Genomic DNA, 14,976 nt, shown 5'->3' with positions numbered 1-14,976 from the left:
GTGCGTCGCCCGGAGGGGGTGGAAGTGGCAAAAACCCGGACGCGGGGGCCGGGGTCGACCTACTCTCGAGTTGTGTCGGGCGCCTCGGGCCGGGTGCTTGTTGTCGACGACAACAAGGTCATCCGGCAGCTGATCAAGGTCAATCTCGAGCTGGAGGGCTTCGAGGTCGTGACCGCGAACGATGGTGCCGAGTGCCTGGACGTCGTCCATCACGTGCTGCCCGATGTGATCACCCTTGATGTGGTCATGCCTCGCCTGGACGGGTTCGGGGCCGCCGCGCAGTTGCGGGCCGATCCGAGGACGCGGCATCTGCCCGTTGCGATCGTGAGTGCCTGTACGCAGAACGAGGTCGAGGCCGCGATCGCCGCCGGCGTGGACGCCTTCCTCGCCAAGCCCTTCGAGCCCGCGGAGCTGGTGCGGGTCGTGCGTCGGCTCATCGAGCGCCGCGACCGGAGAGAGCGGAAGGGCGCTCCCGCGGGTAGAGGCAGGGGATGAATCCCTGAGCCGGGTGGGGTGGGGTGAGCTGGGCTCGGCTGGGGTGCGCTGACCCGTTCCGTCTTGCCCCTGGCGGCCTTGTTGGGGCTCCCCGTGGCGGCCGCTGTTCACATGGCGAAACCCTTCGCGTGACCTCGGGGCTTCTCCCCTAGGCTGGACACGTGACCCCCGTCGACCTCTCCCGCTCCGTCGTGCGCGCCCTGCGCCGCGCCGTCGAGGACGGGGAGCTGCCCGTCGGTGTGGTCGTACCCGAGCGGGTCGTCGTCGAGCGGACCCGGCCCGGGGGAGTGGGGGACTACGCCTCGCCCGTCGCGTTCGGGGTGGCGAAGGGGGCCGGAGTCGCGCCCCGTGGAGTGGCCGAGGTGCTGGCCCCGCGGCTTGCCGGTCTGGCCGGGATCGAGCGCGTGGAGATCACCGGCGCCGGGTTCCTGAACTTCGTACTCGCCGAGAGCTCGGCCGGAGAGGTCGTACGGGGCATTCGCGCCCGCGGGACGGCGTACGGGTTCGCCCCCGGAGCGCGCGAAACCCCCGGGGCCGACGCGTTCCTCGACGTGCCCCTCGCGGCCCTGCGCGAGCGCGTCGTGCACGCCGCCGTGCAGCGGATCGTGAGCAGCCAAGGGGTGGAGGGAACGGGAGTCGCCGCCGCCCGCATCGCCCCCGTGGCCAAGCGGGACGGGGATGTCCGCGCCCGGTACGGGGTCGACGGCGCCGCCTGGGCGATGCTCTGCGTTCCCGGGCACGAGACCCCCGTGTTTCCCGCGTGGCTGCTCGTCCAGGACGAGTCGAGCGAGTTCTTCCGGGTGCGGTACGCCCACGACAGGGCGCGGGCCCTGACCCGCAACGCCGGGCAGTTGGGGTTCCGGGGCGAGCCCGGGGAGCTGCGCGAGGTGCACGGCGCCGGTGCGCTGCTCGGCGCGCTCCGCGACCACCCCCTCGTACTCGAAGCCGCCGCGCACCACCGTGCGCCCGAGCGGCTCGTCCGGCAGCTCGTCGTGCTCGCCGACGCCCTGCTCGACTTCCAGTACCACGTCCTGCCCCAGGGGGACGAGAAACCCTCGGCCGCCCACCGCGCCCGGCTGGCCCTTGCCGAAGCCGCCGGGACGGTGCTGGCCGGCGGCCTGGCCCTGCTCGGTATAGACGCGCCCGACCACTACCTGTGAAGCCCGCGAAACGCGTGTGATCCGATGTGATCCGATGTGATTCGCCTGCGATCCGGATGATTTGCGAAGAGAGAATGCTGAGATGAGCCGTTCCGCACACCCCGCAGGGCCCCGCCACGCCGACGTCCTGCCCGAGGGCCACTACTCCCCGCCGGCCGCCGACCTCAACGTCCTCGACGAGAAGGTCTGGGCCCGGACGGTCGGCCGGAACGCCGAGGGAGTCGCCACCGTCGGCGGGATCGAAGTGACCCGTCTCGCAGAGGAGTTCGGGACGCCCGCCTACTTCCTGGACGAGGAGGACTTCCGGGCGCGCTGCCGCGCCTGGGCGCACGCCTTCGGTCCGGACGCCGACGTCTTCTACGCCGGCAAGGCGTTCCTCTCCAAGGCCGTCGTGAAGTGGCTCAAGGAGGAGGGGCTCAACCTCGACGTGTGTTCCGGCGGGGAGCTCGCCACCGCGCTCGCCGCGGAGATGCCGGCTGCCAGGATCGCCTTCCACGGCAACAACAAGTCGACGAGCGAGATCACCCGCGCCATCGAGGCAGGCGTTGGCCGGATCGTGCTCGACTCCTTCCAGGAGATCGCCCGCGTCGCGCACATCGCCCGCGAGCTCGGCGTGCGCCAGCCCGTGCAGATCCGCGTCACCGTGGGCGTGGAGGCGCACACCCACGAGTTCATCGCCACCGCGCACGAGGACCAGAAGTTCGGGATCGCCGTCGCCGACGGGTCGGCCGCCGAGGCCGTACGGCGCGCGCTGGGGCACGACAGCCTGGAGCTGCTCGGCGTCCACTCCCACATCGGCTCGCAGATCTTCGACATGGCCGGCTTCGAGGTCTCCGCCAAGCGCGTCGTACGGCTCCTCGCCGCCGTGCGCGACGAGCACGGGGTGGAGCTGCCCGAGATCGACCTCGGCGGCGGACTGGGCATCGCCTACACCTCCGCCGACGACCCGCGCGAGCCGCACGAGATCGCCAAGGCCCTGCACGAGATCGTCGCCCGCGAGTGCGAGGCGGCCGGCCTGCGCGCCCCGCGGATCTCCGTGGAACCCGGACGGGCGATCGTGGGCCCGACCGCCTTCACCCTGTACGAGGTGGGCACGGTCAAGCCGCTGGAGGGCCTGCGGACGTACGTCTCCGTCGACGGCGGGATGTCCGACAACATCCGGACGGCCCTCTACGACGCCGAGTACTCGGTCAGCCTCGTCTCCCGGACCTCCGACGCCGAGCCCATGCTCGTGCGCGTCGTGGGCAAGCACTGCGAGAGCGGCGACATCGTGGTCAAGGACGCGTTCCTGCCCGCCGACATCGCCCCCGGGGACCTCCTCGCGGTCCCGGCCACGGGCGCGTACTGCCGTTCGATGGCGAGCAACTACAACCACGTGCTCCGCCCGCCGGTCGTCGCCGTGCGTGACGGAGAGGCGCGTGTCATCGTCCGCCGGGAGACGGAGGAAGATCTCCTGCGTCTCGACGTCGGCTGATACGCATTCTTCTGGGGGACACCCCCCGGGACCTCGGAATAGGTGTCTCACTCAATGGACCGAGGGTGGAAACTGTTGTCCATTGAGTGAGACTGGTTCACACCTGGGGTGCAAACCGCGCAACAGGTACTGATGTGAAGATCGAAAGGCGTAGGTCGAATGATGCGTACGCGTCCGCTGAAGGTGGCGCTGCTGGGCTGTGGAGTGGTCGGCTCGGAAGTTGCCCGCATCATGACGACGCACGCCGACGACCTGACGGCCAGGATCGGCGCGCCCGTCGAGCTCGCGGGCGTGGCCGTGCGCCGTCCCTCCAAGGTGCGCGACGGCATCGACCCGGCGCTGGTCACCACCGATGCGACCGCGCTGCTCAAACGCGGCGACATCGACGTCGCGATCGAGGTCATCGGCGGCATCGAGCCGGCCCGCACCCTGATCACCACCGCCTTCGAGCACGGCATCTCCGTCGTCTCGGCGAACAAGGCGCTGCTCGCCCAGGACGGCGCCGCGCTGCACGCCGCGGCCGAGGCGGCCGGGCTGGACCTGTACTACGAGGCCGCCGTCGCCGGCGCCATCCCGCTGGTCCGTCCCATGCGCGAGTCCCTCGCCGGCGACAAGATCAACCGGGTGATGGGCATCGTCAACGGCACGACGAACTTCATCCTCGACAAGATGGACTCCACCGGCGCCGGGTACCAGGAGGCCCTCGACGAGGCCACCGCCCTCGGGTACGCCGAGGCCGACCCCACCGCCGACGTGGAGGGCTACGACGCCGCCGCCAAGGCCGCGATCCTGGCCGGCATCGCCTTCCACACCCGGGTCCGCCTCGACGACGTCTACCGCGAGGGCATGACGGAGGTCAGCGCCGCGGACTTCGCGTCCGCCAAGCGCATGGGCTGCACCATCAAGCTCCTCGCCATCCTGGAGCGCGCCGCCGACGGCGAGTCCGTCACGGCCCGCGTCCACCCGGCGATGATCCCGCTGACCCACCCGCTCGCCTCCGTCCGCGAGGCGTACAACGCGGTGTTCGTCGAGGCGGAGGCCGCCGGGCGGCTCATGTTCTACGGGCCCGGCGCGGGCGGCGCGCCGACCGCGTCCGCGGTCCTCGGCGACCTCGTCGCCGTCTGCCGCAACAAGCTCGCCGAGGCAAAGGGGCCGGGCGAGTCGGCGTACACCCAGCTGCCGGTCAGCCCCATGGGGGATGTCGTCACCCGCTACCACATCAGCCTCGATGTGGCGGACAAGCCGGGCGTCCTCGCCCAGGTGGCGACCACCTTCGCGGAGCACGGAGTGTCGATCGACACCGTCCGTCAGCAGGGAAAGGACGGCGAGGCCTCCCTCGTCGTCGTCACTCACCGTGCGCCCGACGCCGCCCTCTCCGGGACCGTCGAGGCGCTGCGGAAGCTGGACACCGTCCGCGGTGTCGCCAGCATCATGCGCGTTGAAGGGGAGTAAGGACCCATGAGCAGCAATCGCACCCACCAGTGGCGCGGCATCATCGAGGAGTACCGGGACCGCCTGCCGGTCACGGCCACGACTCCGGTGGTCACGCTCCGCGAGGGCGGCACTCCCCTCGTCCCCGCCCAGGTGCTCTCCGAGCGCACCGGCTGCGAGGTACACCTCAAGGTCGAGGGGGCCAACCCCACCGGGTCCTTCAAGGACCGCGGCATGACCATGGCGATCACCAAGGCCAAGGAGGACGGCGCCAAGGCCGTCATCTGCGCCTCCACGGGCAACACCTCGGCCTCCGCCGCCGCCTACGCGGTGCGCGCCGGGATGGTCTCCGCCGTCCTCGTGCCCCGCGGCAAGATCGCGCTCGGCAAGATGGGCCAGGCCCTGATCCACGGCGCCAAGATCCTTCAGGTCGACGGCAACTTCGACGACTGCCTGGACCTGGCCCGCGCGCTGTCCGACAACTACCCGGTGGCGTTGGTCAATTCGGTCAACCCGGTACGCATCGAGGGCCAGAAGACGGCGGCCTTCGAGATCGTGGACGCGCTCGGCGACGCCCCCGACATCCACGTGCTGCCCGTCGGCAACGCCGGCAACATTACCGCGTACTGGAAGGGCTTCAAGGAGTACAAGGCCGATGGCCTGGCCTCCCGTACGCCCCGTGTGTGGGGTTTCCAGGCCTCCGGTTCCGCGCCCATCGTGCGCGGGGAGATCGTCAAGGAGCCGCACACCATCGCCACCGCGATCCGCATCGGCAACCCGGCCTCGTGGGACTACGCCCTGCAGGCCCGGGACGAGTCGGGCGGCTTCATCGACGAGGTGACGGACCGCCAGATCCTGTCCGCCTACCGCCTGTTGGCCGCCCAGGAGGGCGTCTTCGTCGAGCCCGCCTCGGCCGCGTCCGTGGCCGGTCTCCTCAAGGCCGTCGACCTCGGCCTGGTCGACCCCGGCCAGAAGATCGTGTGCACCGTCACCGGCAACGGCCTGAAGGACCCCGACTGGGCGGTCGCCGGCGCTCCGCAGCCGATCACCATTCCGGTCGACGCCGAGGCCGCCGCCGTCCGCCTCGGTCTCGTCTGACCGGGAGCCGCGGGCCGGCCGTCCGGTAAGGACCGCCGGCCGCCGCGAGCAGCAGTACCGCAGTAACCGAGTTGCCGGATTCCGGAAGTCTTTCGAAGGCTGAGGAATCCGGCAACTCGGGCCGTACGGCACAAAAACCGACGGAAACCCGCCAGATATCACGGCGGAAACCCGACCGGGCCGGGGGGAGCGGGCGACACGCATCGTGCGCCTGTCGTGCGCCCTATGTCGGAGAAGAACCTTCCTTCGATAGGCTGTACTTACATCCGCCGCCGCGCATATGACCGCGGTGCTGCCCACAGGGCCTTCGGGTGTCGTACGTTCTCCAGTACATTCACAGCGAGCCAGCAAAGATCCCGTCTCGCACAGTCACAAGGAGTGTCATCGGAAGATGGCCGGTCCCGCCTTCCGCGCCGCCGCCGTACGGGTGCGCGTTCCCGCCAGCAGTGCCAACCTCGGCCCGGGCTTCGACGCCTTCGGGCTGGCCTTGGGGCTCTACGACGACGTCGTCGTACGCGTGGCCGATTCCGGCCTGAACATCGACATCGCGGGCGAAGGTGCCGACACCCTGCCCCGGGACGAGAGCCACCTCCTCGTACGTTCCATGCGCACCGCCTTCGACCTGCTGGGCGGCCAGCCGCGCGGCCTCGAAGTCGTCTGCGCCAACCGCATCCCCCACGGCCGCGGTCTCGGCTCCTCCTCCGCCGCCATCTGCGCGGGCATCGTGGCCGCCCGCGCCGTGACCATAGGCGGAGAGGCCAAGCTCGACGACACGGCGCTGCTGGAGCTCGCCACCGAGATCGAGGGTCACCCCGACAACGTCGCCGCCTGTCTGCTCGGCGGTTTCACCCTTGCGTGGATGGACGGCGGCAGCGCCAAGGCGATCCGCATGGAGCCCGCCGATTCCATCGTTCCGGTGGTCTTCGTCCCCTCCAAGCCGGTCCTGACGGAGACCGCGCGCGGCCTGCTGCCGCGCACCGTCCCGCACGTGGACGCGGCCGTCAACGCAGGCCGCGCGGGCCTGCTCGTAGAGGCCCTGACCAGGCGTCCCGAGTTCCTGCTGCCGGCCACCGAGGACCGTCTCCACCAGGAGTACCGGTCCCCGGCGATGCCCGAGAGCGTGGCGCTCGTGGCCCGACTGCGGGCGGACGGCATCCCCGCGGTGATCTCCGGCGCGGGCCCCACGGTCCTCGCGCTGGTCGACAACGGTGCGGCCGACAAGGTCGCACGGCTCGCGGGCGAGGGGTGGGCGGCCAACCGGCTCGCACTCGACGCCGCGGGCGCGAGCGTACTTCCGCTGGGAACCCAGGGCGGCTGATCCGTGCAGTAGAGGACACAGCCGGCCAGGGGCGGGCGGCCAGGGCAGGCCGCCCGCGCGGAGCCCGCGCGAAACCCGCGCGGATGGGCTCGATAGCCGGTGATGGAGAGGGGGAATGTCTGTTGGATCCGGTAGTGTTAGTCTCAAGTGCGCATCCGAAGCCGCCATGGCTTGGTGCTCAGTGTCCCTATCAGGGACCACCTTTCTTCCGGGAGCCTCCCCGACTGCTTTGATCGCTGCCAGCAGTTTCGAGCACGCTCCGGAATCGGCGTGACATTCCCACGCTTTCAGCTCGGGGGCTTCTCGCCGGAACCACCCACGCACATGCACGTTTCTCTCCGCCGTATCTCTATCGGCGGACCACCGCCCCGGCAGTAGTGCGCGGCTCATCGAGTCGTGGCTTCCTGTCGGACAGCACAACCGGTCGCCGAGCCAGACAGGCCGACGTCCGCTCCAGGGAAGGACCCTTCGTGAGCGACACCACCGATCTGATGGGCGCTGCCGACACCAACGTCGACACCAGTGCCCCCGCCGAGGGCGCCGCGCCGACCAAGCGCCGCCGCTCCGGCACCGGCCTTGACGGCATGGTCCTGGCCGAGCTCCAGCAGGTCGCGTCGGGCCTCGGCATCAGGGGCACCGCGCGGATGCGCAAGGGCCAGCTGATCGAGGTCATCAAGGAGGCGCAGGCGGGAAGCAGCGCCCCCAAGGCCGCGGCCTCCGCGCCGGCCGCCGCGCCCGCCGACAGCGGCGAGACCAAGCCGAAGCGCCGCGCCACCAGCAAGGCCCGTACGGGCGAGGTCGCCGCCGAGGCGCCCGCCGAGAAGACCGCCACGCAGGCCCAGATCGACATCCCGGGCCAGCCGGCCAGCGAGGACGCCCCGGTCGGCGAGCGCCGCCGTCGGCGTGCCACCGCCCCCTCCGGCAGCCCCGAGGGTTCGGCCCCGGCCGCCGCCGTACAGGTGGAGCAGAAGCCCGAGACCGTCGCCCCGGCCGCCACCGCCCCCGCCGGCCAGCCCGCACAGGGTCAGGAAGGCGAGGGCCGCGGCCGTCGCGACCGCCGCGAGCGGGGCAACGACCGCGCCGACGGCCGCCGCGAGCGCCGTGACCGCGGTGCCAAGGCCGACGACCAGGGCCAGGGCGCCCAGGGCCAGGGCCAGGGCCAGGCCGGTCAGGGTGGCCAGGGCCAGAGCCAGGGTCAGGGCCAGCAGGGCGGTCGCCAGGACCGGACCGACCGTCAGGACCGCCAGCAGGGCGGCCGCGGCCAGGGTCAGGGCCAGGGCCAGCAGGGTGGCCGTCAGGACCGGGACCGTCAGGACAACGGCCCGCAGGACGACTTCGACGAGGACGGGCGTCGCGGCCGCCGCGGCCGCTACCGCGACCGCCGTGGCCGTCGCGGACGCGACGAGTTCGCGCCGGCGGAGACGCCCGTCGCCGACGACGACGTCCTGATCCCCGTCGCGGGCATCCTCGACATCCTCGACAACTACGCGTTCATCCGGACCTCGGGCTACCTGCCCGGCCCGAACGACGTGTACGTCTCCCTCGCCCAGGTCCGCAAGGCCGGTCTGCGCAAGGGCGACCACACCACCGGTGCGGTCCGTCAGCCCAAGGACGGCGAGCGCCGCGAGAAGTTCAACGCGCTCGTGCGCCTGGACTCCGTCAACGGCATGGCGCCCGAATCCGGCCGCGGCCGCCCGGAGTTCCAGAAGCTGACCCCGCTGTACCCGCAGGACCGGCTCCGCCTGGAGACCGACCCGGGCGTGCTGACCACCCGGATCATCGACCTCGTGTCGCCGATCGGCAAGGGCCAGCGCGGTCTGATCGTGGCCCCGCCGAAGACCGGCAAGACCATGATCATGCAGGCGATCGCCAACGCGATCACGGTCAACAACCCCGAGTGCCACCTGATGGTCGTCCTGGTCGACGAGCGTCCGGAAGAGGTCACCGACATGCAGCGGTCGGTGAAGGGCGAGGTCATCTCCTCGACCTTCGACCGCCCGGCCGAGGACCACACCACCGTCGCCGAGCTGGCCATCGAGCGCGCCAAGCGTCTCGTCGAGCTCGGCCACGACGTGGTCGTCCTGCTGGACTCCATCACCCGCCTGGGACGCGCGTACAACCTCGCCGCCCCCGCCTCCGGCCGCATCCTGTCCGGTGGTGTCGACTCGACCGCGCTGTACCCGCCGAAGCGCTTCTTCGGTGCCGCGCGCAACATCGAGGACGGCGGCTCGCTGACCATCCTGGCCACCGCGCTGGTCGACACCGGCTCGCGCATGGACGAGGTGATCTTCGAGGAGTTCAAGGGCACCGGCAACATGGAGCTCAAGCTCGACCGGAAGCTCGCCGACAAGCGCATCTTCCCGGCCGTGGACGTGGACCCCTCGGGCACCCGCAAGGAGGAGATCCTCCTCAACAGCGAGGAGCTCGCCATCGTCTGGAAGCTGCGCCGGGTGCTCCACGCGCTCGACTCGCAGCAGGCCATCGAACTGCTCCTCGACAAGATGAAGCAGACGAAGTCGAACGCCGAGTTCCTCATGCAGATCGCGAAGACGACCCCGTCGGGCAAGAACGACGACTGACGTCTCCCCGTAGCACCACCTGCGTGACCACGACCGCCCCCGCCGCACCCGCGACGGGGGCGGTCGCGTCGTACCGGGGCCTACGCAGCCTGCGGGGCCCCGGGGCCCCGGTTCGGGAGCGTGCGGTCTACGGCGCTTCGTCCCCGGGTGCGACCTTTGCCACACTCCGTACTCCGCGCGGCCCCGGGCGCTCACTCCGCGCTCACGGGGGAAACCGCAGGTAGGCGCCGGGTCGGGGGCGTCCGCCGCAGCCGGTCGCAGGGTTCGTCGGGCCGGGACGCACACCGGACGCACACGGGACGCACAGGCGGCCGTGGAACCCTGGGGGGCGCCCGACCGTCTCTGTCAGAGGTAACGGGGAAGCGGGCCGAACACAGACGGGCAGAGCAGAGCATGAGCCAGGACAACAGCGGCCGCGGCCGCAGGGCCGGCGCCGGCCGACGCCGACGGAAGCCGGCCGCGCGCCGCAGGGCCGTCGTCATCGCCGCGTGGACCGCCGCCGGCGTGGTCGTCCTGGGCGGTGCGGGGCTCGGCTACTTCTACGTCAAGTTCAACGGCAACCTCAAGACGGTCGACATCGACGCGGCCCTCGGCACGGACCGCCCGCAGAACGTGGACAACGGCTCGATGGACATCCTCGTCCTCGGCTCCGACTCCCGCAGCGGCGCCAACGGGGAGTACGGCCAGGACGACGGCGGCTCCGCGCGCTCCGACACGGCGATGGTCGTCCACCTCAACGAGGGCCACACCAAGGCCACCGTCGTATCGATACCCCGCGACACCCTCGTGACCAGGCCCTCCTGCAAGCTCTCCAACGGCAAGACGGACCCGGGCGGTCCGCGCAAGATGTTCAACGAGTCGTTCACCGTCGGCGGGGCCGCCTGCGCCGTCGCGACCGTCGAGAAGACGTCGGGGATCCGCATGGATCACTATCTCGAGGTCGACTTCACGGGCTTCAAGGAGATCATCGACAAGCTCGGCGGCGTCGAGGTGACGACCACCAAGCCGATCAAGGACGACTACAGCCACCTCGACCTGCCCGCCGGGACGAACAGGCTCAACGGCGAGCAGGCCCTCGGCCTCGTCCGTACCCGCCACGGCGTCGGCGACGGCGGCGACCTGGGCCGAATACAGCTGCAGCAGGCCTTCATCAAGGCGCTGATCAAGCAGGTCAAGAGCATCGGCGTCTTCGAGAACCCGAAGAAGCTGCTCGACGTGGCCGACACCGCCACCAAGGCCATCACCACGGACAAGGCGCTCGGCGACGTGAAGTCCCTCATGGGATTCGCCCAGGGCCTGGAGGGCATCAGCCCCGAGAACATGCAGATGATCACCCTGCCGGTGACCGGGGACACCCGTGACCCCAACCGGGTCGTCCCGCTCACCAAGGAGTCCCAGATGGTCTGGGACGCCCTGCTGGCCGACCGGCAGGTGCCCGCCGAGGCCACCGCGAACTCGGCCGGCGACAAGGGCACCGCCGGTACGGTCGTCCGCTAGCACGAACCGCCTGGTCGGACGGGTTCCGGAGGGCGGCGGAATAGATGCGGGCCCCCCTCCGTTGAGGGAGGCGTCCTCAGAATTTTGACAGGCAGCCCGGTCCTGGCAGACTGGTCTGTCGGCCCCGGTTCACGCAGCGCGCAATTCGGCTCCTGCGACCCGGTGCCCTCCCGAATCTAGGAGACACCTTGAAGCGCGATGTTCACCCCCAGTACGTCGAGACCCAGGTCAGCTGCACCTGTGGCGCGTCGTTCACCACCCGTAGCACCCTGACCGAGGGCTCCATCCGAGCCGAGGTCTGCTCCGAGTGCCACCCGTTCTACACGGGCAAGCAGAAGATCCTCGACACCGGTGGCCGCGTGGCCCGCTTCGAGGCCCGCTTCGGCAAGGCTGCACAGAAGTAGCGAGCCTCAGGCGCCGGATCCCGGCTGCACCCTGTTCGTACGGGGGCAGCCGGACCGGCGCCTTTCTCGTCCCGCAGCCCTTTTCTTCACATTCACCATCTTCAGGAGCCCCCGATGTTCGAGGCGGTCGAGGAACTGATCGGCGAGCACGCCGATCTTGAGAAGAAGCTCGCCGACCCTTCGGTCCACTCGGATCAGGCCAACGCGCGCAAGCTGAACAAGCGCTACGCGGAGCTGACCCCGATCGTCGCGACCTTCCGTGCCTGGAAGCAGTCCGCCGAGGACATCGAGACGGCGAAGGAGTTCGCGGCCGACGACCCGGACTTCGTGGCGGAGGTCAAGGAACTGACCGCACAGCGCGAAGAGCTCACCGAGAAGCTCCGCCTGCTGCTCGTTCCGCGCGACCCCAGCGACGACAAGGACGTGCTCCTGGAGGTCAAGGCGGGTGCGGGCGGTGACGAGTCGGCCCTGTTCGCCGGCGACCTGCTCCGCATGTACCTGCGCTACGCCGAGCGCGTGGGCTGGAAGACCGAGATCATCGACGCCACCGAGTCCGAGCTCGGCGGCTACAAGGACGTCCAGGTCTCCGTCCGCACCAAGGGCGGCAACGGCGCCACCGAGCCCGGCCAGGGCGTCTGGGCCCGTCTGAAGTACGAGGGCGGCGTGCACCGCGTCCAGCGCGTGCCGGCCACCGAGTCCCAGGGCCGCATCCACACCTCCGCCGCCGGCGTGCTCGTCACCCCGGAAGCCGAGGAGGTGGAGGTCGAGGTCAACATGAACGACCTCCGCATCGACGTGTACCGCTCCTCGGGCCCCGGCGGCCAGTCCGTCAACACCACCGACTCGGCCGTGCGCATCACGCACATCCCGACCGGTGTGGTCGCCTCCTGCCAGAACGAGAAGAGCCAGCTCCAGAACAAGGAGCAGGCGATGCGCATCCTGCGCTCGCGCCTGCTGGCCGCCGCCCAGGAAGCCGCCGAGCAGGAGGCCTCCGACGTGCGCCGCAGCCAGGTGCGCTCCGTGGACCGCTCCGAGAAGATCCGTACGTACAACTACCCGGAAAACCGGATCTCGGACCACCGGACGGGCTTCAAGGCGTACAACTTGGACCAGGTGCTCGACGGAGACCTCGACCCGGTCATCCAGGCCTGCGTCGACACGGACTCCGCCGCCAAGCTCGCGTCCGCGCACTGAGTCCCCTCGCAGGACCCCCGCAACACCCCGCGGGACCCCGCACCACCCCCCGTACGACAGCAGCCCGGAGGACCAGCGTGAACTTGCTGCTTGCCGAGGTGGCCCAGGCCACCCAGCGGCTGGCCGCCGCCGGCGTGCCCTCACCGCGTTTCGACGCGGAGGAGCTCGCGGCCTTCGTGCACGGCGTCAAGCGGGGGGAACTCCACCACGTCAAGGACGCGGACTTCGACGCCCGCTACTGGGAGGCCGTCGCCCGCCGCGAGGCGCGCGAGCCGCTCCAGCACATCACCGGCCGCGCCTTCTTCCGGTACCTGGAGCTCCAGGTCGGGCCCGGGGTCTTCGTGCCCCGGCCCGAGACCGAGTCGGTCGTGGACTGGGCCATACAGGCCGTCCGCGCGATGGACGTCGTCGAACCGCTGATCGTGGACCTCTGCACCGGTTCCGGCGCCATCGCGCTCGCCATGGCGCAGGAGGTGCCGCGCTCGCGCGTGCACGCCGTGGAGCTGTCCGAGGACGCCCTGCGGTGGACCCGCAAGAACGCCGAGGGCTCCCGGGTCACCGTCCACCAGGGCAACGCGCTCAGCGCCCTGCCCGAGCTGGACGGACAGGTCGACCTGGTCATCTCCAACCCGCCGTACATCCCGCTCACCGAGTGGGAGTACGTGGCACCCGAGGCCCGCGACCACGACCCCGAGATGGCGCTGTTCTCCGGCGAGGACGGCCTGGACACCATCCGCGGCATCGAGCGCACCGCCCACCGGCTGCTGCGCCCCGGCGGCATCGTCGTCATCGAGCACGCCGACACCCAGGGCGGACAGGTCCCGTGGATCTTCGCCGAGGAGCGGGGCTGGGCCGACGCCGCCGACCACCCCGACCTCAACAACCGCCCGCGCTTCGCGACCGCCCGCAAGGCCCTGCCGTGACCGGCCCTGCCGTGAGCGGCGCAGTCACCGCGCACATTCCCGCCACCCCCCTGCTGCACGAGGAGGCCCGCTGATGGCCCGGCGATACGACTGCAACGACGCGACGGACCGCAAGACGGGCCTGCGCGAAGCCGCCTCCGCCGTACGCCGCGGCGAGCTCGTCGTGCTGCCCACCGACACCCTGTACGGGATCGGCGCGGACGCCTTCAGCGCGGAGGCCGTCGGCGACCTGCTCGCCGCCAAGGGGCGCGGCCGCACCATGCCCACCCCCGTCCTCATCGGCTCCCCGAACACCCTGCACGGCCTGGTCACCGACTTCTCCGAGCAGGCCTGGGAGCTCGTCGACGCCTTCTGGCCGGGCGGTCTGACGCTCGTCGCCAAGCACCAGCCCTCGCTGGCGTGGGACCTGGGCGAGACCGGCGGCACCGTGGCCGTACGCATGCCCCTGCACCCCGTCGCGATCGAGCTGCTGACCGAGGTCGGCCCGATGGCGGTGTCCTCGGCGAACCTGACCGGACACCCGGCGCCCGAGGACTGCGACGCGGCGCGCGAGATGCTCGGCGACTCCGTGTCCGTGTACCTGGACGGCGGGCCGACCCCGAGCACCCTGCCCTCGTCGATCGTCGACGTCACCGGGAAGGTTCCCGTCCTGCTGCGCGAGGGCGCACTGACCGCCGAGCAGCTGCGGGAGGTCGTGCCCGACCTCGAGGTGGCTCCGTGAGCCCTGAGGGGCGTGGCATAGCCGGGGACAGCACCTTCCGCATACTCCACGTCAGCACCGGCAACGTGTGCCGCTCGCCCATCACCGAGCGGCTGACGCGGCACGCGCTGTCCCACCGGCTCGGCGGCCCCGTCACCGGCGACCTGATCGTGGAGAGCGCGGGCACCTGGGGCCACGAGGGCGCGCCCATGGAGGCCAACGCGGCCGCCGTGCTGGCCGACTTCGGGGCGGACGCCTCCGGATTCACCGGCCGGGAACTCCTGGACGAGCACGTCATACGCGCGGACCTGGTCCTGACCGCCACCCGCGACCACCGTGCCCAGGTGATCTCCATGGGGCATTCGGCGGGCCTGCGCACCTTCACCCTGAAGGAGTTCACCCGGCTGGTGCGGGCGATAGACCCCGCGACCCTGCCGCCGCTGGAGGACGGGATGGTGGAGCGGGCCCGGGCGCTGGTCCGTGCCGCCGCCGCTCTACGCGGGTGGCTCCTCGCGCCGTCCCCGGACGCGGACGAGGTGTACGACCCGTACGGGGCGCCGATCACCTTCTTCCGGTCGATCGGCGACGAGATCAACCAGGCGCTGGACCCCGTGGTCACGGCCCTGACGGGCGTCACGGCTTCCCGCTGACGCGCGGGCGGGCCGGATTCGCGCCGCAGGGCGGGATCCGCGGCGGCGGCCTA

The 14,976-nt window shown here is 71.1% G+C and carries 13 protein-coding genes; all 13 read left to right on the top strand.

The genetic code is table 11. The features are described 5' to 3' along the window. The first annotated feature begins 18 nt into the window (after positions 1-18). The 13 genes from ACE1OC_RS13465 (at position 19) to ACE1OC_RS13405 (ending at position 14,923) form a co-directional block, all read left to right on the top strand. Entirely contained in the window at positions 19-495 is a 477-nt protein-coding gene (locus ACE1OC_RS13465) for a response regulator (RefSeq protein WP_407841552.1), read from the top strand. 161 nt (positions 496-656) lie between these two features. Next, a complete protein-coding gene (nrtL, locus tag ACE1OC_RS13460; protein ID WP_407837209.1) occupies positions 657-1,655 on the top strand; it encodes an ArgS-related anticodon-binding protein NrtL in 999 nt (332 codons plus the stop codon). An 82-nt stretch (positions 1,656-1,737) separates the two neighbouring features. Then, positions 1,738-3,129 (top strand): diaminopimelate decarboxylase, encoded by a 1,392-nt coding sequence (lysA, locus tag ACE1OC_RS13455; RefSeq protein WP_250750444.1) that lies wholly within the window; start codon positions 1,738-1,740, stop codon positions 3,127-3,129. Positions 3,130-3,291: 162 nt separating this feature from the next. After that, positions 3,292-4,581, top strand: coding sequence for a homoserine dehydrogenase (locus ACE1OC_RS13450; protein WP_266882218.1), 1,290 nt, complete (start codon positions 3,292-3,294; stop codon positions 4,579-4,581). 6 nt (positions 4,582-4,587) lie between these two features. After that, the gene (thrC, locus tag ACE1OC_RS13445; protein ID WP_407837208.1) at positions 4,588-5,658 is read left to right on the top strand and encodes a threonine synthase; all 1,071 of its coding nucleotides are present in this window, start codon (positions 4,588-4,590) and stop codon (positions 5,656-5,658) included. Between the two features lie 391 nt (positions 5,659-6,049). Then, on the top strand, positions 6,050-6,976 hold the full coding sequence (gene thrB / locus ACE1OC_RS13440) for a homoserine kinase (RefSeq protein WP_243336217.1): 927 nt from the start codon (positions 6,050-6,052) through the stop codon (positions 6,974-6,976). Between the two features lie 470 nt (positions 6,977-7,446). Beyond that, positions 7,447-9,555, top strand: coding sequence for a transcription termination factor Rho (rho, locus tag ACE1OC_RS13435; protein ID WP_407837207.1), 2,109 nt, complete (start codon positions 7,447-7,449; stop codon positions 9,553-9,555). Positions 9,556-9,948: 393 nt separating this feature from the next. Then, positions 9,949-11,052, top strand: a complete 1,104-nt coding sequence (locus ACE1OC_RS13430) for an LCP family protein (RefSeq protein ID WP_407837206.1) — start codon at positions 9,949-9,951, stop codon at positions 11,050-11,052. 188 nt (positions 11,053-11,240) lie between these two features. Continuing rightward, on the top strand, positions 11,241-11,456 hold the full coding sequence (gene rpmE / locus ACE1OC_RS13425) for a 50S ribosomal protein L31 (RefSeq protein WP_112448418.1): 216 nt from the start codon (positions 11,241-11,243) through the stop codon (positions 11,454-11,456). A 114-nt stretch (positions 11,457-11,570) separates the two neighbouring features. Then, positions 11,571-12,650, top strand: a complete 1,080-nt coding sequence (prfA, locus tag ACE1OC_RS13420) for a peptide chain release factor 1 (protein WP_266881142.1) — start codon at positions 11,571-11,573, stop codon at positions 12,648-12,650. A gap of 77 nt (positions 12,651-12,727) precedes the next feature. Beyond that, positions 12,728-13,573, top strand: a complete 846-nt coding sequence (gene prmC, locus ACE1OC_RS13415; protein ID WP_274549586.1) for a peptide chain release factor N(5)-glutamine methyltransferase — start codon at positions 12,728-12,730, stop codon at positions 13,571-13,573. A 73-nt stretch (positions 13,574-13,646) separates the two neighbouring features. Beyond that, positions 13,647-14,294 (top strand): L-threonylcarbamoyladenylate synthase, encoded by a 648-nt coding sequence (locus tag ACE1OC_RS13410; protein ID WP_407837205.1) that lies wholly within the window; start codon positions 13,647-13,649, stop codon positions 14,292-14,294. Beyond that, positions 14,291-14,923, top strand: coding sequence for a protein-tyrosine-phosphatase (locus tag ACE1OC_RS13405; protein ID WP_266881145.1), 633 nt, complete (start codon positions 14,291-14,293; stop codon positions 14,921-14,923). Before ACE1OC_RS13410 ends, ACE1OC_RS13405 begins: the two co-directional genes overlap by 4 nt. Positions 14,924-14,976: the final 53 nt, after the last annotated feature.

Origin of the sequence: Streptomyces stoeckheimensis (assembly GCF_045822005.1) — a bacterium.
GTDB classification, from domain to species: Bacteria; Actinomycetota; Actinomycetes; order Streptomycetales; family Streptomycetaceae; genus Streptomyces; species Streptomyces stoeckheimensis.
Note: the sequence above shows the minus strand (reverse complement) of the source record. Positions and strands in the feature narration are given on the sequence as shown.

What these genes read in the sequence shown, in the direction of transcription:
- lysA (WP_250750444.1), top strand. Translation starts at nt 1,738, where the DNA reads ATGAGCCGTTCCGCACACCCCGCAGGGCCCCGCCACGCCGACGTCCTG.
- ACE1OC_RS13450 (WP_266882218.1), top strand. Translation starts at nt 3,292, where the DNA reads ATGCGTACGCGTCCGCTGAAGGTGGCGCTGCTGGGCTGTGGAGTGGTC.
- thrC (WP_407837208.1), top strand. Translation starts at nt 4,588, where the DNA reads ATGAGCAGCAATCGCACCCACCAGTGGCGCGGCATCATCGAGGAGTAC.
- thrB (WP_243336217.1), top strand. Translation starts at nt 6,050, where the DNA reads ATGGCCGGTCCCGCCTTCCGCGCCGCCGCCGTACGGGTGCGCGTTCCC.
- ACE1OC_RS13430 (WP_407837206.1), top strand. Translation starts at nt 9,949, where the DNA reads ATGAGCCAGGACAACAGCGGCCGCGGCCGCAGGGCCGGCGCCGGCCGA.
- prfA (WP_266881142.1), top strand. Translation starts at nt 11,571, where the DNA reads ATGTTCGAGGCGGTCGAGGAACTGATCGGCGAGCACGCCGATCTTGAG.
- ACE1OC_RS13410 (WP_407837205.1), top strand. Translation starts at nt 13,647, where the DNA reads ATGGCCCGGCGATACGACTGCAACGACGCGACGGACCGCAAGACGGGC.